Below are 19395 nucleotides of genomic sequence, written 5' to 3' on the forward strand. Positions count from 1 at the left end.
AGGCCGGATCTACGTCCCATGAGCGCGTCGAGGAATCATCAAATCCAGGCCTTACGTGGAATTGCCGCCTCGCTGGTCGTGCTGAGCCATGCATTGGACGTTCTCGTCGAACATCACGTTCTGCCCGAGTGGTTTAGGCCGGTTGGGTTCAGCATTGGTGGTCTTGGGGTGACGACGTTCTTTGTCATCAGCGGGTTCATCATGGTGACTATTTCCTATGATGACTTTGGAAGCGTCTCCAAGGCAATGAGTTTCGCCAGACGCAGGCTTGTCCGTGTCGTGCCGACATATTGGATTGCTACATTTGTCGCGTTCGCGCTTTACCAGTTTGCGCCACTTTCCCGAGGCGCCTCGCTCAACGATCTCGCCAATTCACTGATGTTTATCCCTTACCTGAGTGTCCCCGGCCTGGACATGCAGCCGGTACTCGGGCAGGGCTGGACCTTGAACTACGAGATGTTCTTTTATGCCTTGTTGACTGTCGCGCTGATGTTGCCGCGGCGAGCCGGTCTGGTCGGTGTCTTTCTCGTTCTGTTTGCTGTCGTCGCCGGGGGATCGTTGGCGAAGCCGCTCTCGGACTCTCGGCCGGCTCAGACACTGTTCACTTTTTTCTCCGAACCGATCATCTTGCTCTTCGCGGCCGGCGCCGCCATCGGCCTGCTGAAACAGGCCTTGGGCGAGCGCGTCGTTGTCCGGTATCCGATTTGGATCGCGGTGGCACTGCTGGGGGGGCAAATCCTGGTGAACATCGTTCTTCGGCTCCCGTCGCGTCTACCGTTTCCGGAAGTCATCCTTATCTGGATGGCTGGCGCGATGGCTGTTGCGGCATGTGCGTTCGCGCCGCCCGTCTCGGGTGGCAGGCTTGAAGCCGTTGCCGAGGCCCTGGGGGATGCATCGTATAGCACATATCTGTTCCACATCTTCCTGGTGACGGCGCTGAAGATGATAATTCCCATTACGACTGCGACTGCCGTGTTCTTTGTCCTGGCGGCCTTGCTGTTGTCGAACCTGTTCGGTCTTGTATTCTATCGAACCGTCGAGCGGCCGATTGGCGCCCGGCTGCGAAAATCTTCAATGAGGCGAGAACTCCTGCCTGCTCGGGCCAGCTGAATTGCCACTCATTTGCGAAGATTTTGCAGGCCGCACTACGGCGCTTGGCGCAGATCGGCGCGCCTTCTGCGGCCGAGGCCAGCTCAGGTCTGGAGCAGCTTGGAGGCCGGGCCTTCGCGCACCTGGTGGTCGGCCGAATCCAGCGTTGTCGCGAAGAACAAGACGAGAGCTGCGCATGCACCCTCGATGCTGATGGCGATCGTCCAGGCCACGACCAGACCTTGAAGCCCGCCAAGCTTCGCGCCAGCAATTGCGAAGCACAATTCCAGCAATCCGCTGAACGCGAACCAATGCGATGCTTTGCCCATCTTGTCGCGAAGTCGCGCCAGGCTGCAGGCATGATACTTGAATGTGGAGCCCACCAGACTGAATCCGAGAAGGCACAGGCTCGAGCCGGCGATCTTCGGATAAGCCGGGTTAAAGAGCGCCAGGATCTGCTCCGAATAGAATAAGACGATGCTGGCGCAGACCAGTGAGAAGAGCAGTGAGACCGCCAGCGACACAAGCATATGGTGCCGGAATTGCGTCGAGTTTGCTCTGATCACGGGGAACAGGACCGTGGACATAGCTGCGGGAATCGTGCCGGCCATCGTAACCAGCATCCACAGCGACACGAATGCGGCATTGGCGGTCGCCGACAGGAGAACGAGCACCAGGTAGGGCATGATGATGACGGGCGCCTGGATAGTGACATCGAGTGCGTAATGACCGAAGACCTTGTGCCGAAGGACGTGAAGTGCCCGGAAGTCGGGTGGCCCAACGAGGCGACGAGCTTCGCCGCGGGTCAGGAGATCAAGACCAATCCAGGATATCAGTAGCCCGGCCACCCATGTCAGGATGATCGCGGCGTTGGACGTGTAGCCAGCGGCGGCGGCAGCGGCGATCAGCATCAGCTTGAACGTGGAGAACAGCACTTGCCGGATCATCCTGCTGGTGCTGCGCAGATTGCCCACGAGTGCCGCGTCACCGAGTTCACTGGGGACGCTCAGGCTGCACCCGAGGACGAAGGCAATGCCAACGAGCCAACCTTCAATCGGGCTGCCGGAGCTGTTGAGCTGCGCTTCCCCGAAAGCAAACAACAGGGCCAGGCTGAGCGCCAATCCTAGCCCGATCGATGCTGCTGCGCTCACGAGGCCGGACGCCCGGCCCGGGTGCCGGCCGATTTCGCCAATCAGCAACGTCCCCAACCCGGCCTCTCCCAGGAGACCGATAAGGCCCATCACAGACAGGAGAGCGGAGGCCTTGCCGATCACCTCCGGCGCAAAGAGCCGGGCAGCAAGCCACCAATAGGCAAATCCAAAAGCAGCCATGGCCACCGTCCCGATAGCCATAGCGCCCGAGTTGGTAACGAAGGTGGCGCTTTTCTGCACCGTCCTGAGGAGGTGTGTCGTTGCAGCTCGGGTGAGGGAGCGCATCAGGCTCACCCGAATGTTGGTGCGCAGGGAGCACGATCCCGCGCGACAGCTGGGTGCAGCACATCATGGTAGACCTGCTCGATCCTGGTCACCACCGCTCCCGCCTTGAGCCGTTCGACCCGAGCGAGACTTCGCGATGCCATACAGATCAGCATGGCGCGGTCGTCAAGTAATGCTTGCATCGCGCTGGCCAGAGCCTGCGGGTCGCCTGGCGGAACGAGAAATCCGGTTTTGCCGTGATCGACGAGATCCGGCATGCCGCCGACGTCGGTTGCGATAACCGCCTTGCCGGACGCCATCGCTTCCATGATGACGGTCGCGCAGGCTTCCGGCCCGACCGACGGCAGGACGCCGAACAGCGAGCGGTGCCATGCATGCATGATGGCGGAGTGCGGCCAGTTGCTGAAAACGCGGACGTTCTGCGGAAACTCCGCTGGCGTGTCGCCGACCCGGCGGCCGACGAGAACCAGCGATGGCGCTTGCTTCAGGCCGGCGTAGGCTTTCAGGAGAACGTCAATGCCCTTGAGCCGCATCATGTCGCCGACGAACAGGATGAATCCGTCCTCGGGCAGCTCCCGCAGGCAGGGATCTTCCGCGCCGAGCACCCCGACATCGTCAGGCACAAAGTTGGGTATGACCTCGTACGGAGCACGGCCGTCAGTCAGACCGGTATGACGTGCCACCGCATGGCTTACCGCGATGAAGCGGTCCACCACCCTCCTGGCGACGAAGCTTGACGCCCAATTGCCCAATGTTGTCGCAGCGGCCTTTGTCGCGCCGTAATGCGCGGCGGCGCAGGGCAGGCACTTCGCGAGCCGCGGCCCTTCGCACAGATGTGTGCCCAGATGCATGAAGTTCTTCTTGGCGCAGACAAGGCCATAGTCGTGCAGGGTCACGACGAGCCGAGCGCGACCGAGCACCTTGAGCGGCAGGAAGGAGGCGTAGATCCAATTGTGGGCATGGACGACGTCCGGCCGTTCCTGAGCGATGAGCTGCTTCAGAGCGAAAACGAGTTCGGGATCAGGAAACGGCGGCGCGTGGCGGCGTTCGGAATCGGTGTGAAGGACTGAGAGACGTTGAAGCGTGCCGCGCAACCGATGCACGCGGACCGCGCCGTCCAGCTCGCTGTCCGGCGATCCAGCGTGCATCAAGGTACCGATACTCACGTGATGGCCATGCTGCGCCAGCGTCCTGCCGAGGTTGCGAACGTGCCGCTCCTCGCCCCCGATCGCCGGAGGATAGAATTGCGACAGCAGCAGGATGCGCATTGTCGAGCCTCGTTCTAGCGACGTGGCACCAGGGTCGAAACGCTGCGATAGAGTCGATTGTCGTCCGGGCGGTAGAGCCGAGCCTCGGCCTTTTGCGAGGTCTCCGCGACGGGAACTGGAAGCTGTCGCAACCAGGTTTCGCCCGGCGCGATCGTGAGCGATTGGAAAACGGCAAACAGCCGCCCGTCGAGACTTATTTCCACGTCGAAACGCTGAGTCTTGGTCTCAGCGCTGCGGACACCGACGGTAATCCGACCTGGGCCGCCACCTGTCGATGGCAAGATCCAGAACGCGGTATAGCTGAATTGTCGGTAGGTCGCATCGTCGCGGGCGGCCAGCGCATAAGCACCGGTGGCCAGGAGCACCGCGACGGCTATCGCGGCACCCTGCCAGAAGCGGATCTGCACCGAACCGGGCCAGGGCGGCAAATCGGGAGCGCCGCTGCGATTGTCGGCCACCAGCGTTGCGCCCAACGTAATGGCGCAGAACCAGACCGCCCAGCCGAGCGGCGTCAGGAAGCCTGCAGCGTTCAGGACGAAGCCGCCGGCGATGCCGACGGCGAGGCTCGTGCCGACAGCGTAGGCGAGATGCTCAGACAACGAGGTGGTCTTGATGCCGATCGCCCGCAGCGTGGCATGGCCGGAGACAAAAAACACCATCGGGGCGCCCAGAACTGTGCGCAGGAGCAGGCTGCTGCTAAGGCAGACCGCAGCCAGCGTGGCGAGTGCCCAAAGGAAGGAAACCAGAAGGTCCCGGTGGCTACGAATTCCCATGCAATTCCCTCACGTCGTAGATGACGATCCAGCCGTTGTCGTAGATGCGCGTGATGCCCTCGATGTCGTTGAATTTGAGCAAATCGTCGCCGGAAAGCGCCTTTCCGTGTCGCGTTTGCCAGGGCTCGAAGTAGAAGCCGAGCACCGGAGGGGCCGTGGACAAGCGCAAATCCACCAGCAGGAAATCAACCTCGCTTCTCGCCAGCGCCCTGAGAACATCGGGGTCCAACGTTCCGGCTTCGAACAATCGTGCGGTATCAACGCCTTCGACGATCTTGACCCTCGCGTCCTGCCGCCCGTAACTGGCAAGCAGAAGGCGATTAACGCGATCGGCGGTGAAGCGATTGCCGGCTGCGAGCCATTCGTTGGTCCAGCGTGCCGTTTCGATCCCCATGGCCTCGACGGATTGCTGGTCGGCCCCGACCTTGTAGCGTCCCCTGATCGGGTCGAGTGAAGAGCTTGTGATGCCGCCCATGACGATAATGGAGAGCGCAACAGCCGGCCCTATGCGGCGCCATCCGCGCGCCTCGCGACCCTGCCAGAAGTGGACGACACTCACAGCGACGACCAACCCGACCGAGATGAACACGAATGTTCCCATGCGGTGCGCGATCTCCCATGCCGTGAGCGTCAGCCGGAAGATCACCAAGACCGGGAAGCCGAAGGCCAGTAGCGCGAGAAATACGATGCGGCTGTCGCGCCAACGTCTTCTGAGAATGTCCTCGATCGAATACCAACCCGTCCGCGCACCGCTCGACGCGGACATGGCAAGCGACCTGAAGAAGCCCGTCGCCAGTCCGAGCGACAACAGCAAGACTGCCGTGGCGGTGGTCAGCCGCATGCCAAAGGGCTGGGACAACGTGTCGAGATGCTCCGGCCGAGGCGGGACTCCGCCCATGAACTTCCGCAGTAATGCGCTGAGACCGGTTTCAACCGCCGGCCCGAGATAGCCCGAAAGGGGATTGCCGCGGGCTAAGACCCAGAGGACCGGCAGGGCGACTGCGAGTGTCGCGATGAGGACGATGAGGATGGTGGCTAGTTTCGCGTTGATCCGCGATGGACCCTGTCGGCGCAAGGCCTCGAAGGCCGCCAGCATCGCGAAGTAGATGGCGACGAAGGCTGCGGTGACGTGATGCGTAACCGCAAGGCTCGCCAACAGCAAGGCAATCAGCCCGAGCGCTCTCAGTCTCGCTCGTTGGTCGAAATCCCGCGATGCCGCTTCGACTGCGAAGGTCAGCACGCCCAGCACGACGCCCAGGCTTTCGTATGAGAACATCGAGTCGAAAACGGCGAAGGTCGTGCAGCCCATGTAGGCCAGACAGGCAACGGCCGAAATGCGGGGCGATCCCGTGATGGCTTCGTAGAACAGAAACAGGCCAACCACGAACGTGCCCTTCAGGATGACCAGGAGCAGCGTCCCCGCCAGGAAGACGGACAGGCCGGTCAGATTGACGATGGCTGTCGTCAGGATCTCCAGGGCGGGATACGTCGGGCCGATCGGAAGAAGCGGATTGGACAGGAAGAGCCGGCGCGCGGTCAAGAGATCGTCGGCGGCGACCCAGTGCAAGAATTCGTCATGGCCGATGAAGCTCGTCGGGGAATACACGGTCTTGTAATAGAGCAGGGTCTCGGCGAGCAGGAACAGCAGGAAGAGGCGTTCACCCCGAGCAACGCTGGGCCAGCCAATGCGAAGGCTGATCGGGATGACCAGCAAGACGACGCCAGACCAGAAAAGCAGCGGCGCCACGTCGTAGGCTCGGCGGCCGGCCGCGTGTCCCGCCACGACCAGCAACAAGGCCACGGACGCGGTCAGGCACAAGGCCGCGATCCATTCGTAGCTCACCGGCCGCGTCGGGCCATCGGAGCTGCCGCCGTGAAGATCGGGACCGATGATCGCCGAAACGAATTGGACTCCGCTCTGGAGCGGACTTGGCCCCGTTGACGCGGTCAAACGAGCCGGCATCATCGGCGTCGTACCTTCGTCGCAGGGGGCCATGATGGGATGCTGCCGAGCGAAAGGCGATGCCTGGACCGGCTGCTCAGAATGTCGTTGTGAACATCGTCATAAACTTCGCTCAGCGCTTGTGCACAGGCATCCCAGTCCGGCAGCGCCCAATCCGGGACTTCGCGCTGGACCTCCAGCTCTTCGCCCATTGCAGCGGCCAGGTCGCTCGGGCTTGCATCGCGCGCAGTCGCTCGGCAGAGTCCTTTGGACGCCAGCTCTCCGAGCCCGGATGTATCGCTCACCAGGACCGGACGCCGCAGCGACAAGGCTTCCATTACGGCGACCGGGTGGGCCTCGTATTCGCTGAACAATACGAACAGCCCGGCACTCGCCAGGAGGTCCGCCATTTTCTGGCGGTCGGATCCGGGAATGGTCGCGATCGTGACCTGTTTTTCAAGGCCAAGCTTCGCGACGAGGCGCCGCAATTCTGCTTCATAAGGACCCGATCCGGCGATGTGGAGCCGGGCGTCCGGCACCCGTTGGATCAACTCGGGCATGGCTGCAATCGCCCGGTGATGGCCCTTGTAGCGCTCGAGCCTGCCGCCGGAGACGATCAGATGAGGCTCGATCCTCACCCCGGGACTCGCGGCCGGCATTGCCGCGCCGTTTGGAATGACGACGAAGCGCTCGCGCGGCACGCCCATCCTGGCGCTGAAGAAGCTGGCTTCGAATTCGGAGACGCCGATCAGCCGTGCGGCCCGGGTCACGAGCGGCCGGAGTATCGCTTGCTGGGTCCCGCGCATGGCATTGCGGAGCCGCGAGGAATGTCCGCCACTGTGGAAGGTCAGGACAAATGGCAGGTCGCCACGAATGGCCGCAACCAGCCCGATCGGCGCCACGAAAGTGTTGTAGCCCTGGAAATGGATCAGATCCCAGACACCGCGCCGGATCGTGGTGTAGATGCCGGGCGAGACGTACAGGTCCGATTCCCTCGGCCAGGCCCGCACGCGCTGCACGCGCATGCCTCGCATATATTCCTCAACCGGCAGCTCTCCTGAGGGATCCGTGGTGAGTACATCGACCACGTGGCCGCGCGCTACGAGACGGGGCCCGACCTCGTGGATGTGGGTTTCGATGCCTCCCGTGAAGGGGTAGCAGCGGGCGGCAACCATCAGGATTCGCATGGGCTATCCCTTCACCAGACGATCCCTCGATCGTCCCCAGCCCTTCATGGATATCCATAGGCGACCAGCGAGACTGGCGAAAGCACGCGCTCGCGCAGGATCGTCTTGAGGACGCGCCAGCCGTCCGGGATCGCGCGCAGATTGCTCTCACCACTGATGCGCGGCGCCTCGAAACTCGCCACCTCGACGATGTTGAGGTGGTTCTTCAAGGCCCGCACATTGATGAGGGTTTCGATCTCGAACCCGTCGCAATCGCAGTCGAGCGTGCGGACGTGCTTGGCCCAGAACGCCATGTATCCGTAGCAGAGATCCGAAAATGCGCCGCCATACAGCAGCCGGACGATCTGGGTCAGGCCCCAATTGCCAAGCATCCGGAACAGCGACATATCGTCGGTACCTGCACCCTGGAGAAAGCGCGAGCCCTTGACCAGATCCGCGCCGGCGATCAGCGCGCTCACGAAGACCAGGGACTCCTCCGGGATCATGGAGCCGTCGGCGTCGATCATGACGATGATGTCGCCGGTCGCAGCCCGGAATCCCGCCCGCAGAGCCGCGCCCTTTCCTCGTCGAGGTTCCATGACAACATTCACGTCACGCATTTGGCGCGCCACCGCGACCGTGCTGTCCGTCGAACGACCGTCAACGATAATGATCTCATGCGCCCAGTTCGGAATGCGGGGCAGCAGCCAAGGGAGGTTCTTGGCTTCGTTGAGTGTCGGGATGACGAAGCTCACACGAGGCAGAGTCAGCGACCGCCCCAGTGCGATATCGATCGGGGCGGGGGTCGGCGCGACCCCGATATGGGCGAGGATGCTGGGGACTGGAGCATTCATGGCAACACCGTTCGGTCAAGCGGCCTGAGCTGGAGCGCGGGCCGGTAGCGCGCCAGGACAGCCGAGAGATGGCGGGCGAGATGCCGGGCTGGATGATCTGTGCCATAGACAAAGCGACACACCGGACCAAAGCTGTTTGCCGCGGCCGGACCGATGAAATGCAGACCCGGCACGGTCGTCTCGTAATGCGCCGAGAGTTGCGGAGCCCCGTCGATCAATCGCATATGCTGCAACAGTGTCTGGTTCAGGAAGCGTAGCCGGCTGATGTCCACCTTGTAGCCGGTTGCAAAGATGACGTGCTCGGCCGTTATCGAACGCTGCGTGCCTCCGGGTTCAACCAGGTTGAGCGTGACCTTGCCGTTATGCGCCTCAACGCCACGGATGCCATAACCGAGCCATGTCGGAATTTTCCCGACGACGCGGTCTTTCACGAAAGCGCCGCCCAGCGGGCCCAACGCCCTGTGGTTGGCGAGCCGGACGCGCAAGTCCTCTGACAAATGCCGGATCAGTTGTGGATACTTGGCGCAGGTCGCCAGTGTCCAGCCATGGCCAATGCCGCTCATCGGAACGATGGTGCGCGACAACCAGGAACGGTGCCGCGGGCCATCGGCGAATTGTAGCTTTGGTCGGCGCGCAACGAGCGAAACTTGAATCCCTCGTTCGTGGATCAACGCCGCCAGATCGGATGCCGATGATCCGGATCCGACTACGACGACCTCTTTTCCGTCGAAATTTTCCAGCGAGCCGCAATCGCCACTGTGAGAGCATAGATCGGCAGGCAGATGTGCTGCCTCCGGTGGCAGGAGCTTGAAGGGCTGCAGGCCGATCGAAAGCACGACGCGGCGCGCGTCAACCGTTTCGCCATCGTCGAAACTGGCGCGCAGGAAACCCGATCCGGGGTCTAGTGCGATCAGGGTCTTGCGCTCCACGGCAGGCACATAACGCGCCTGAAACGCTTCGCCGTAGTGGACGAACCGGCTCAGCGGAAGCGGCATCAGCTCGTCATGATAGGGAAGGGCACGTTCGGAGCAGAAACTTTTCAGGTCGAACTCCGAGTCCGGGTCGGAGAGGTTCGTCGCCCAGGGATAGGATTTGAGCAGCATGCCAGGAGGCATGTTGGCTTTCCAAGGGCCCATGGGCTCCCCGAAAATCCGATGCTCCACGGCGCGTCGGCGCAGATGCGCGGCGAGCGACAATCCGTAGGGGCCAGCTCCAATGACCGCCACATCTACGAACGTGCTCGACCTCGTCATTGCAGCCTCACGCAAACGGTACAACGCGTATGAGATGAAGGGAGATAGTGGTCTTGGGCGCTTCTCCTGACCTGATCGGCTCCGGAGCATCCCCGATGGCATGCCGCAAGGAAAGCACGATAGTTGGTTAGCTCTTTGTGATTATGCCTTCACGCCGGTACTGGCCGTACAGGGCCCCGCATCTTCGACGCGACGCTCGGTTATCATTGGCAGCTGCTTCACCGGGTTGCCAAATCCGACTCGACCGCGACAGGAGCTTGCCCATGGGCGATGGTGGGGCGGGATGCGAGCGGGCCATAGGAGGCAGAGACCTCTCGTAAGCCGTTGACGTTACCGAACAGATCCAGGACTTCCAGACCGGACTGGCGGTTGTATGTGTGGCATCCGAACGCTCCGGTCCTGACGCGGCCGACCGGCGTCTGTACGAACGTCGACCGATCGAGCGCGTCGATCTGACAGAATGTCACCGCGCCGCCATACTGGCGCGAGCAATCCTGAACCGGGCGCAGCGTGCGCTCACCGTGCTGAATAAAGGCGCCTGCGGGACGGCTGAGAGTCGCGTCGATCAACACGGGGTTGTTTACATGCGGCGTCCATATCCCCGACAGGCTTTCGGCACGGTAGATGCTGAGGACGTCCCAGGACGTCGATCCCCACATTCTCGGGCTGCCGAAGAACCAGAAGCCGCCCGCGTGCTGCAGCGGCGTGGTGTCGTAAAATTCGAAGCCTTTGGCGAGGCATGCCTCGCGCGTCCATCGGTATGGAAATTCCACGGCTCTATAGAGGCTGACAGACCTGGTCGCGCCTGACTCCGGAATCATCCAGATCTGTCCATCATGCTCGAACACGAACGGGTAGGAGAGGTGATGGGTCTCCTCGATGATGATCTGCGGCGGGGTGGTGCCCTTCTGGTCCGCTGCCGCAACGGCAATGCATCCCCGGCGCTTGGTGTTGAGATACTGTTCGACAAAGATGAAATGCCGTCCTTTGTGTTCAAACGGGAAGGGGTCGGCGAGATAGCCATTGGCTTGCGAAGTGAGGACACGAAATTGCGCCTCGCGCTTCTCGAGAAGGCTTGTCTCTTCGTCGAAACGCCATGCGATTCCCCACGTCTTGCCACCCCGTGCAAGGAGATCTACGAATCTGATTGCCTTCGATGCGGCCGTGCCAGTCGCAAATGCCAGGGCCGAGTACGCGCCAAAGCGCCGGGGAGCCTTTGCCCAGGTCCCGCAGGCATCGGGCGCGGCTTCATCGTGCAAGGCCTTGAGGATCAGCGTCACGGCGCAGGATAGCGCGCTGTCGAGGCCTGCCGCGAACACGTCGCGGTCTAGGCGGGCCGGTCGCGCGGTCCATGAGCCCGAAGGCGACGCCGAGTCGTGCAGGTCAACGACAAGGTCGTGGTCATCGGCGAGCGCGGCTAAAACGCCTATCTCGCCGGGGACGCCGTTGAAGAGCGGCGTCAGCACGCGTCCCCCTGCCGCCAGCTGTACCTCGCCGCTGAAATTTATCACCGTGTCGGCATTGCCAATGGGAAGCGACGGAAGAGATCGCAGCTCCGTTTCAACGGGGTTCGTGGCGTCCGCGCCAAAGCCGTAGACCAGCCGTTCGAGATCGATCAGCAGACGACATATCGGCGGCAGAGGGCGTTGCGTAGCCGCAAACGCGCAGTAGACCTCGTTGCCGCGCGTTCCGGCAATTGCCTCCGCCAGCCAGTGATGCCAGCGCAGAAGCCGTGACGGATCGAGATATAGGCAGATGCGCATTGTTACTCTCGCCCCACAAAGGGATGCCTGATCGCGGCCGTTCCGAATTTCTGGTGCAGCACCGTAACCCACGGTCGCAGATGCATTGTCACACCGTGTGCCGCGTTGTGCGGATAGTGAACGCATGCCGGCAGCGGGTCGTCGCGGCGCCAATAACCATCCACCACAATGGACCGAGGCGGGATCGATCTTGCACTCCGGCGCGCCCGTTCGATCCAGGAACTCTGCCAGACCATTCGACCGTCGACCGGCTTGTCAGGAAAGGGCCGCAGGTCAAGTTCGTGCCGATAAGCTATCAGCGGAATATTGACCCCGGCGAGCGTTGCGACCTCTTCTTGCCAATCAGTTCGCCCGACCGTCGGCTCGATGATCAGGAAGCGTCCGCTCCTGGCGTCCTGCTTGTATTCGATACTGCCAAATCCAAAGTAGTTCAGCTGGTCGAGAATGCCTATGGTCGTGCGCTCCAGCTCCTTGTTGGCTGCGGCCGTGCAGAAGGCCGTGCTGCCGGTACCCTGCGGCGTGCTGGCGAGCTTTCGTCCAGTGAACATGCCGAGCGTCTCACGGTCGCGACCCCGGTAGAACAGGCAGAAGAAGATGTTGTCGTCCGGTCCCGCGACTATTTCTTGCACCAGGACCTCGCCGACTTGAGGCAGGAGCCTCTTGACGGCTGCGATTGCGTCGGCGGTATTCACGGCCGTGATCAGGCGGGGAGCGTGTCCGGCGTGGAAGTGGCGTTTGTCCGCGGGTTTCAGGATCATGGGAGGACAAAGCGCTGCGATCCTCGGGACTTCCGAGAGAGACTGCACGACCACGCCGTTCGGCACCGGCCAGCCGTGCAAGCGGGAGTTCTCGTGAAACCTGGCTTTGTCATGCAGCATGAGAACCGTCTCGTGAGCCGGCAAGCGGAAGCGATAGAGCCTCTCGAGTTCTTTGCGATGCTCCGAGATCGTAAGCAGTGCTAGCTCGTCCGTGATGGCCAGGAAGGGCGGCTCGCCTATCCGGCGTTGAAGATCGCGCAGAAAGGCAATGAAGGCTGGGCCATGCAGGGAGTCCGTGAGGCCCCGATGGGCATAACGCGACCACAGCGCCGGCTTCCAGCGCTTGCAGTCGACGACCCAAATGGGCATCCCGCCCAGGGCGAGGCTGCGGCACACCCCAAGGCCGTTCAGCTCGCCACCGATCACGACGGCGGGGACGCGCCGCTCCGATGAGCGGGACACTTGGTTGGTTGCCGACGACACAGGACCCTACCGAGACGACCGGGACCGCCAAAGCATCACTATGCCTGATTGGCGGCGGATCGTGCGGCTCCAGTGGAGGTAATCCTTCGGAGCGGTTGCGTTCCGCCGCGGGCGAAGGTCACGTGGAGGGATGAATGTCGATTGTAAACAGGCGAGCAACAGGCTTCGCGACTTCGGACTGCGAATGCTGGTATTCGCATTGCTGTCTGCCCCGGCCTTGGCGAATGCCACGGACAATCCATCGGCGACATCCTTCATCAAGATTTCCGGCACGAACTTCACGCTCGACGATCGACAGTACTTCGTCGTCGGCGTGAATAACCACTATCTGACGTACAGCTCGCGGAATGAGGTCATACGGGTTCTCGATGACGCCGTGGCGATGGGGGCGAATGTCGTTCGCATCTTTCTCCAGCCAGTGATCGGGTCCTTTGATGGAAGCACCGCCACGATCTGGAATTGGAAGGTTGGGGGCGATGCCAGTGATCTCGCCGTTAAAGGTACATACCTGCTCTACTGGGATCCTCGCACTGGCGGGATGGCGATCAATGACGGCGCCAATGGCATGCAGAAGGTCGACTTCGTCATTGCCGAAGCAAACAGGCGGCACCTGAGGCTGGTCATCGGCTTCCTGGATTTCTGGTCTTACACGGGCGGCGTCCAGCAGATGCGGGCCTGGTATGGGAGCCAGGACAAGTCCGGGTTTTTCTTCAAGGATCCCCGCACGAAGCGCGACTACAGGAGCTGGGTCAGCCATGTCGTGCAGCGGGTCAACCTGCTCACAGGGCTCGCATACCGCGATGATCCGACCATCATGGCCTGGGAGCTGATGAACGAAGGCAACGCGGAGCCCGAAGCCCTGCGGTTGGCCTGGACTGCCGAAATGTCGGCCTACGTGAAGTCCCTCGACCCCAATCATCTCGTCAGTTCGGGGCATGCCAACGTTGAAGCGAAGCTATCCGACTTGACCATCCCAACCATCGATTTCGGGACCTGGCACGGTTACCCGCTGTTTTACAAGCTCACCGTCAAGCAATTCAACGACACGATCACGGAGTTCTGCCAGTTGGCAGCGCGTGCGAGGAAGCCGGTCCTTCTCGAGGAATTCGGCTATGCCCGCTCCAACCCCGACTCGACGCAGGCCTACGCGATGTGGCTCGACACGCTTGCGCGCGATCCAAACTGCGCCGGCTGGATGGTGTGGCGGTTGGTGTCGCGGCAGGACAGCGGACGCTATCCCATCGACGAGTACGACCAGTTCGATATTCGCAACGATGGAAGCGCAATCTGGAATGTCTTCAAGGCCGCGGCGGGGCGGGTGGCGCAGGTCCGGAAAACTGCCGCGAGAATCCCATGATCGAAGCTTCCGTCGTGATCTGCGCGCATACGCTCGACCGCTGGAACGAGTTGACGCGTGCGGTCCAGTCTGTCCGCACCCAAACGCGCGCCCCGCGCGAGATTGTCGTGGTGGTGGACAACAACGAAGCCTTGCGGGTGCGTGCCGCACGGGAGCTCTCCGGGGTGACCGTCCTCGCGAATGCGAAAGAAGCGGGCTTGTCGGGCGGACGCATGACGGGAGCGGAATGTATCACGGCGCCTGTGATCGCCTTTCTCGATGACGATGCCGCTGCTGACCCGCACTGGCTGGAGGACATGCTGGAGGCCTACAAGGATCCGACCGTGCTCGGGGCAGGCGGCCCGGTTGAGCCGCTGTGGCAGGCGCCTCCGCCCACTTGGTTTCCCGGTGAATTCCGCTGGATCGTCGGCTGTACCTACACCGGCATGCATGTCTGCGACGGGCGGATCCGCAATCCGATCGGCGCCAACATGTCGGTGCGCGCCGATGTGCTGCGTCGCGCCGGAGGGTTCACGTCGGAGCTCGGGCGTCGCAAGCAGGGGTTTTCCGTCAGCGGCCGCGGGCGGATCGGTGGCAAGGCCGAAAGCTGTGAAGAGACTGAGTTCTGCATACGGGCCGCCCGCCTGCACCCTGGAGGGTATTGGGCCTATCGTCCAGGGGCGTGCGTGCATCATGCAGTGCCTGCCCAGCGCATGACATGGAAGTACTTCGTTCACCGTTGTTTGGTGGAGGGCAGCGCCAAGGCGGTATTGGCGGGCCTCGCAGGTTCGAAAGATGGCCTCCGGGCCGAAGGGCGCTACGTCCGCGAGGTTCTCCCGCGGGCAGTCGTGGCGAACCTGCGGGCGGCCATGCACGGCACGATCGGTGATGCGCAAAGGGCTGGGGCGATCATCGCGGGCTTCACCCTTACGGCGTTCGCTTACGCCGCGGCCCGCCTCGGCGGAGCCACTGAAGAATTCTCGCGGCACTTGGCATCGCGAGTCCGGGTTTGGAGAGCCTAGCTGGCACGGACCCAGGAGCGGCACGGGGAGCGTCGGACGAACGCGGAAGGTATGAAGATGATCCTGGTAACCGGAGGTGCCGGCTTTATAGGGTCCCACGTCTGCATTGCGTTACTGGATGCCGGGCTCGACGTCGTCGTCCTCGACAATCTCTCCAACAGCAACAAGGCCTCGCTCGAGCGGGTGCAGTCAATCTGTGGGCGATCGCTCGTCTTCAGACATGCAGATATTCGGAATGAAGAAGTGATCTGCGGCACGCTGCGTACCTGTGGAGTGACGGCGGTCATTCACCTTGCAGGGCTGAAGGCGGTAGGCGATTCCAGTGTAAGGCCCATGACCTACTACGAGAACAACGTCCTGGGAACGATGCGCCTCCTGTCAGCCATGAAGAGGGCGAATGTAAAGACGCTCGTATTCAGTTCGTCCGCCACCGTTTACGGGGTCCCCAGATATCTGCCGCTCGACGAGAAGCACCCCCTCGATCCGACCAATCCGTACGGTCGCACAAAGCTCGTCATCGAAGAGATGCTGAAGGATCTCTACAGGTCCGACCAGAGTTGGCGTATCGGCAATCTCCGCTACTTCAATCCCGTCGGCGCGCACGAAAGCGGGCTCGTCGGCGAAGACCCGCTGGGTGTTCCGAGCAACCTGTTGCCCTTTGTGGCGCAGGTGGCGATCGGGCGGCGGGAGAAGCTGCAGATCTGGGGAGACGACTACGACACGCCTGATGGAACCGGAATCCGCGACTTCATTCATGTGGTGGATCTCGCGGCTGGTCATTTGAGCGTCTTGCGCCAGCTCAGACAGCCGGGTCTGATCACGATCAATCTTGGGACGGGTAACGGCAGCAGCGTCCTGGACGTCGTTCGTACATTTGAAGAGGTAAGCGGGCGATCAATCCCCTATGAGGTCGTGGAGCGCCGGGCCGGTGATGTGGCCGTCTGCTATGCCGACCCGACCTTTGCGAAGGAGGTGCTGGGGTGGACATCGACGCGATCGTTGGAGCAAATGTGCGTGGACCATTGGCGCTGGCAATTGCAGAACCCCAACGGCTATCATTGTAGCGACCTTCCCAAGGTTCTTGAGCAATTCAAGCGCGTCCGCCACGTCCTACCGCCTGTGGCCGAAATGCGGGGAAGAGCACCGAGGGGCCGGACCGCATGAGACGCGTCCGCCTGTATACCGCCCATCGGAGGTAGCTCGTAATGACCCCAAATCTCCACGTCGCAGCACGAGCCTGCAGGTAATATGGACTCCGCATGGGGACTTGCGATGCCACACTATCGTGCATTCGTTCTCGACGAACACGGCCAACTGGGGAGCGTGGTCAATCTTCATTGCCCTGACGACGCGTCCGCAACCGAGCGGGCCGGGCGGTTAGCGAACGGCCACGAGGTTCAGCTTTGGCGCCTGGTCGCCGAGCTCAAATTTGACGATCCGCAGCAACGACACAAGCGGCGGAGTTTCCGCGCACCAATGCACTAGGCTCAGCCCTTGCGTGCGCTGGCCTCGCGTCCTTGAAAGTTCGCGTGCGCATCGACCGCGACATCAACATCCAGAGACAACGCTTGCGTGCGGTCAACCCGTGCACCACGCGGGCCGAAAAGCGGCCGTCGCATACCTACGTATGCCGGTTCCGCCTGCAAAATTCACATTTCGAAACTTTTTTCGCCACGTTTGATTAATACCCCCGTCTCGCGTCCAGCAGTCGGGGGGCACATCAAAAACCCACTGCTTTGAAATCTGCTCGGAAAGCAGAGCTTTCCAGCATGCGGTATGTCGCGCGCATTCGCGCTGCGGCAGTGGAATTCCCTGTTATCAACGTCAAGAGGATATCGGAATGACCCTTTCCGCGCCCGCGGGCTATACGTCGAGCGATCTCGTCTTCCAGGATGACTTCTCCGGAACGACGCTCGATAGCTATTGGCACACCTACATCACGAGCAACGCCGCCAACGGTTGGGCGTGGAATGACAATGGATCGGGCGGCAGCTTCGGCGGGTATTACTATGCCGACTACGATATGCCGAGCCAGGTATCGGTATCGAATGGATCGCTGGATCTCACGGCAATCAGACAGCCCATCACCGATCCGAAGGGGCAGACGTACCCGATAACCTCCGGTGTGGTCAGCAGCTACGGCAACTTCGAGTTCAATGGCGGCTACCTCCAAATCAGCATGAAGGCGCCGAGCGGCGATGGTGCGTGGCCGGCCCTCTGGTTGCTGCCGGGCAAAGGCGCTGGCAGCAGCGGCGATAATTTCGAGATCGACATGCAGGAGGGCGGATTTACCGAAGGTTCGGGGCCGGCAAACCAGGCCCTCTCCTGGCACATTCACACGCCGTCGGGGACGTTCGGCGGCGTGACCGACACGGGTGTCGATCTCTCGGCTGGCTTCCATACCTACGCAATCGATTGGCAGCCCGGCAAATCGATCACCTGGTATTTCGACGGGAAGCAGATCGGGCAGGTGACGAGCGCCCAGACAGTGATTCCGAATGAGCCGATGGAATTGATCATGAACAATGGCGTCGCGAGTTCGGACGCGACCGGATGGCATTCGACGCTCGATAGCACTTATCCGTCATCGACGCAGATGCAGGTGGACTCCATCCAGCTTTATCAAAAGGCTGGTACTGGCGAAACCGTCACCGGTGCGAACGTCACTCCGGGATCGACCCCGACGACGCCCGCGATCCAGCCGGCGGTGACGCAGGCCACGGCTACTCCGGGGACCGGAATCGAGCATGCCGGCGATGTCATTACGCTCGCGCTTGGCTTCAACGAAGCCATGACGGTGACCGGAACGCCCACGTTGTCACTCAACGACGGCAACGTCGCCACCTATGTGGGTGGTTCAGGCACGAGCACGCTCACCTTCAAGACCACGGTTGCGACGACCGACACGAATACCTCGGCGCTCGCCATCACCGGTGTCAATCTTCCGAGCGGTGCGGCCATCAAGGATGCCTCCGGTGTCGCGGCGAACCTGTCGGGTGCGGTGAAGACGTTCACCGGCCTCCAGATCGATCCGATCTTGCCGGCGGTGACGCAGGCAACGGCTACTCCGGGGACGGGCACCGAGCACGTCGGGGACACGGTCACGCTGGCACTCGGTTTCAACGAGGCGGTGACAGTGACGGGCACGCCGACGCTGTCGCTCAATGACGGCGGTACGGCCACTTATGCCGGTGGTTCGGGCACGAACGCGCTCACCTTCAAGACCACGGTCGCCTCGACCAACACCAGCACCTCGGCGCTCGCCATTACCGGGGTCAACCTCTCGAGTGGTGCGGCAATCAAGGACGCCTCCGGTGTCGCTGCCAATCTCGCTGGCGCCGTAAAGACGTTCTCCGGTCTGCAGATCGACCCGACGTCAACCACCCCGACCACCCCGACCACCCCGACCACCCCAACCACGCCAACGACGCCTTCCGTGGCTACGCCTGTCCTCACCATCGCGGATGACTCGCTCTGGGTGGCCGGAAGAGGTGGCACGGTCGATCTCGGGACGAAGGTGACAACGACCGATTCCAACGATCTGGTGACCGTGAACATCACGGGGTTGCCAAGGTATGAATCGATCACCGACAATCTCGACGGTCAAACGTTCCGGGGTAAAGACATTACGTTGACGGCCGCGCAGGTCGACAGCGGACTGACGCTGACTTCGACCTACAGGGGCGGAGGGCATCCGGTTGCGACACTTTCGCTGACGGCAAGTGCAAAGGATCCGTCGACCGGTGCGGTTGCGACGGCGTCGCCGCAGACCATCACCGTGACGGACCCTCGCCCGGTGGCGGCCACGACCACAACGACTACGGCGGCCGCGACTCCGACGACCTCGCAGACGAGCGAGTCCACGGATCATCAGCAGACGGCCGCTACAAACGCGGGGTTCCTGGCAAGCCAGGGCTTTGCGCAGCTCCAGCAGCATTTCGACCCGGCAGCCAGCACGCTGGCAACGACCGCCGCCCATCCGATTGCTGCGGCAGATCATTCGTCTGCGAGCGGCACCACGGTAGCGTCGCTTGCAAGCCAGGCCTTTGCGCTGCTGAACCAGTATCTGGCCGCTCACACCGGCCAGGTGGATCCCGGTCAGATCGTGGCTGCCGTGTCGCAGGCGACCAGTTGGGGGCACGACACGTTGTTGGCCAGACCGCAACACTAAGGCCGTGCCGCACCCAGGCTCAGCGCCTGGGTGCGGCACCCTCAATGTTTGGAAATGCATGAGAAGGAACATCGTACGCGG

At 62.1% G+C, this 19395-nt stretch carries 14 protein-coding genes; 5 read left to right on the forward strand and 9 right to left on the reverse strand.

Annotated elements, in window-relative coordinates; translation table 11 throughout:
* Positions 1-18 precede the first annotated feature (18 nt).
* Positions 19-1110 carry an acyltransferase family protein gene (locus RAD15_RS21885; protein WP_458180251.1) on the forward strand — a complete coding sequence of 364 codons (1092 nt, stop codon included), beginning with the start codon at positions 19-21 and terminating at the stop codon, positions 1108-1110.
* 83 nt (positions 1111-1193) lie between these two features.
* Here RAD15_RS21885 and RAD15_RS21890 read toward each other — a convergent pair whose 3' ends face one another.
* The 9 genes from RAD15_RS21890 to RAD15_RS21930 form a co-directional block, all read right to left on the reverse strand.
* Positions 1194-2525 carry a lipopolysaccharide biosynthesis protein gene (locus tag RAD15_RS21890; RefSeq protein ID WP_458180252.1) on the reverse strand — a complete coding sequence of 444 codons (1332 nt, stop codon included), beginning with the start codon at positions 2523-2525 and terminating at the stop codon, positions 1194-1196.
* Between the two features lie 5 nt (positions 2526-2530).
* Entirely contained in the window at positions 2531-3793 is a 1263-nt protein-coding gene (locus RAD15_RS21895; RefSeq protein WP_458180253.1) for a glycosyltransferase family 4 protein, read from the reverse strand.
* A gap of 14 nt (positions 3794-3807) precedes the next feature.
* On the reverse strand, positions 3808-4566 hold the full coding sequence (locus RAD15_RS21900) for a hypothetical protein (RefSeq protein WP_458180254.1): 759 nt from the start codon (positions 4564-4566) through the stop codon (positions 3808-3810).
* Entirely contained in the window at positions 4553-6409 is a 1857-nt protein-coding gene (locus RAD15_RS21905; protein WP_458180255.1) for a hypothetical protein, read from the reverse strand. The genes RAD15_RS21900 and RAD15_RS21905 overlap by 14 nt, the downstream gene beginning before the upstream one ends.
* Positions 6410-6528: 119 nt before the next feature.
* The gene (locus RAD15_RS21910) at positions 6529-7695 is read right to left on the reverse strand and encodes a glycosyltransferase family 4 protein (protein ID WP_458180256.1); all 1167 of its coding nucleotides are present in this window, start codon (positions 7693-7695) and stop codon (positions 6529-6531) included.
* Between the two features lie 44 nt (positions 7696-7739).
* Complete coding sequence (locus tag RAD15_RS21915; protein ID WP_458180257.1) at positions 7740-8429, reverse strand: glycosyltransferase family 2 protein; 690 nt, start codon at positions 8427-8429, stop codon at positions 7740-7742.
* Positions 8430-8524: 95 nt separating this feature from the next.
* Positions 8525-9781, reverse strand: coding sequence for an FAD-dependent oxidoreductase (locus RAD15_RS21920; protein WP_458180258.1), 1257 nt, complete (start codon positions 9779-9781; stop codon positions 8525-8527).
* A 218-nt stretch (positions 9782-9999) separates the two neighbouring features.
* The gene (locus RAD15_RS21925; protein ID WP_458180259.1) at positions 10000-11544 is read right to left on the reverse strand and encodes a glucosamine inositolphosphorylceramide transferase family protein; all 1545 of its coding nucleotides are present in this window, start codon (positions 11542-11544) and stop codon (positions 10000-10002) included.
* A 2-nt stretch (positions 11545-11546) separates the two neighbouring features.
* Positions 11547-12764: a carboxylate--amine ligase gene (locus RAD15_RS21930; RefSeq protein WP_458180260.1), complete on the reverse strand. Its 1218-nt coding sequence runs from the start codon at positions 12762-12764 to the stop codon at positions 11547-11549.
* A 205-nt stretch (positions 12765-12969) separates the two neighbouring features.
* On the opposite strand from RAD15_RS21930, the gene RAD15_RS21935 reads away from it, so the two are divergent.
* From RAD15_RS21935 to RAD15_RS21950, 4 genes are all read left to right on the forward strand, one after another.
* Positions 12970-14142 (forward strand): glycoside hydrolase 5 family protein, encoded by a 1173-nt coding sequence (locus tag RAD15_RS21935; protein WP_458180261.1) that lies wholly within the window; start codon positions 12970-12972, stop codon positions 14140-14142.
* Entirely contained in the window at positions 14139-15143 is a 1005-nt protein-coding gene (locus RAD15_RS21940; RefSeq protein ID WP_458180262.1) for a glycosyltransferase family 2 protein, read from the forward strand. The genes RAD15_RS21935 and RAD15_RS21940 overlap by 4 nt, the downstream gene beginning before the upstream one ends.
* 57 nt (positions 15144-15200) lie before the next feature.
* Positions 15201-16307 carry a UDP-glucose 4-epimerase GalE gene (gene galE / locus RAD15_RS21945; protein ID WP_458180424.1) on the forward strand — a complete coding sequence of 369 codons (1107 nt, stop codon included), beginning with the start codon at positions 15201-15203 and terminating at the stop codon, positions 16305-16307.
* A 676-nt stretch (positions 16308-16983) separates the two neighbouring features.
* The gene (locus RAD15_RS21950; RefSeq protein WP_458180263.1) at positions 16984-19314 is read left to right on the forward strand and encodes a family 16 glycosylhydrolase; all 2331 of its coding nucleotides are present in this window, start codon (positions 16984-16986) and stop codon (positions 19312-19314) included.
* Positions 19315-19395: the final 81 nt, after the last annotated feature.

Source organism: Bradyrhizobium sp. 14AA (assembly GCF_054185205.1).

Coding starts and splice junctions, on each gene's coding strand:
- RAD15_RS21920 (WP_458180258.1), bottom strand. CDS start 9,781: ATGACGAGGTCGAGCACGTTCGTAGATGTGGCGGTCATTGGAGCTGGC.
- RAD15_RS21885 (WP_458180251.1), top strand. CDS start 19: ATGAGCGCGTCGAGGAATCATCAAATCCAGGCCTTACGTGGAATTGCC.
- RAD15_RS21900 (WP_458180254.1), bottom strand. CDS start 4,566: ATGGGAATTCGTAGCCACCGGGACCTTCTGGTTTCCTTCCTTTGGGCA.
- galE (WP_458180424.1), top strand. CDS start 15,201: ATGATCCTGGTAACCGGAGGTGCCGGCTTTATAGGGTCCCACGTCTGC.
- RAD15_RS21925 (WP_458180259.1), bottom strand. CDS start 11,544: ATGCGCATCTGCCTATATCTCGATCCGTCACGGCTTCTGCGCTGGCAT.
- RAD15_RS21940 (WP_458180262.1), top strand. CDS start 14,139: ATGATCGAAGCTTCCGTCGTGATCTGCGCGCATACGCTCGACCGCTGG.
- RAD15_RS21895 (WP_458180253.1), bottom strand. CDS start 3,793: ATGCGCATCCTGCTGCTGTCGCAATTCTATCCTCCGGCGATCGGGGGC.
- RAD15_RS21935 (WP_458180261.1), top strand. CDS start 12,970: ATGCTGGTATTCGCATTGCTGTCTGCCCCGGCCTTGGCGAATGCCACG.
- RAD15_RS21910 (WP_458180256.1), bottom strand. CDS start 7,695: ATGCGAATCCTGATGGTTGCCGCCCGCTGCTACCCCTTCACGGGAGGC.
- RAD15_RS21950 (WP_458180263.1), top strand. CDS start 16,984: ATGACCCTTTCCGCGCCCGCGGGCTATACGTCGAGCGATCTCGTCTTC.
- RAD15_RS21890 (WP_458180252.1), bottom strand. CDS start 2,525: ATGCGCTCCCTCACCCGAGCTGCAACGACACACCTCCTCAGGACGGTG.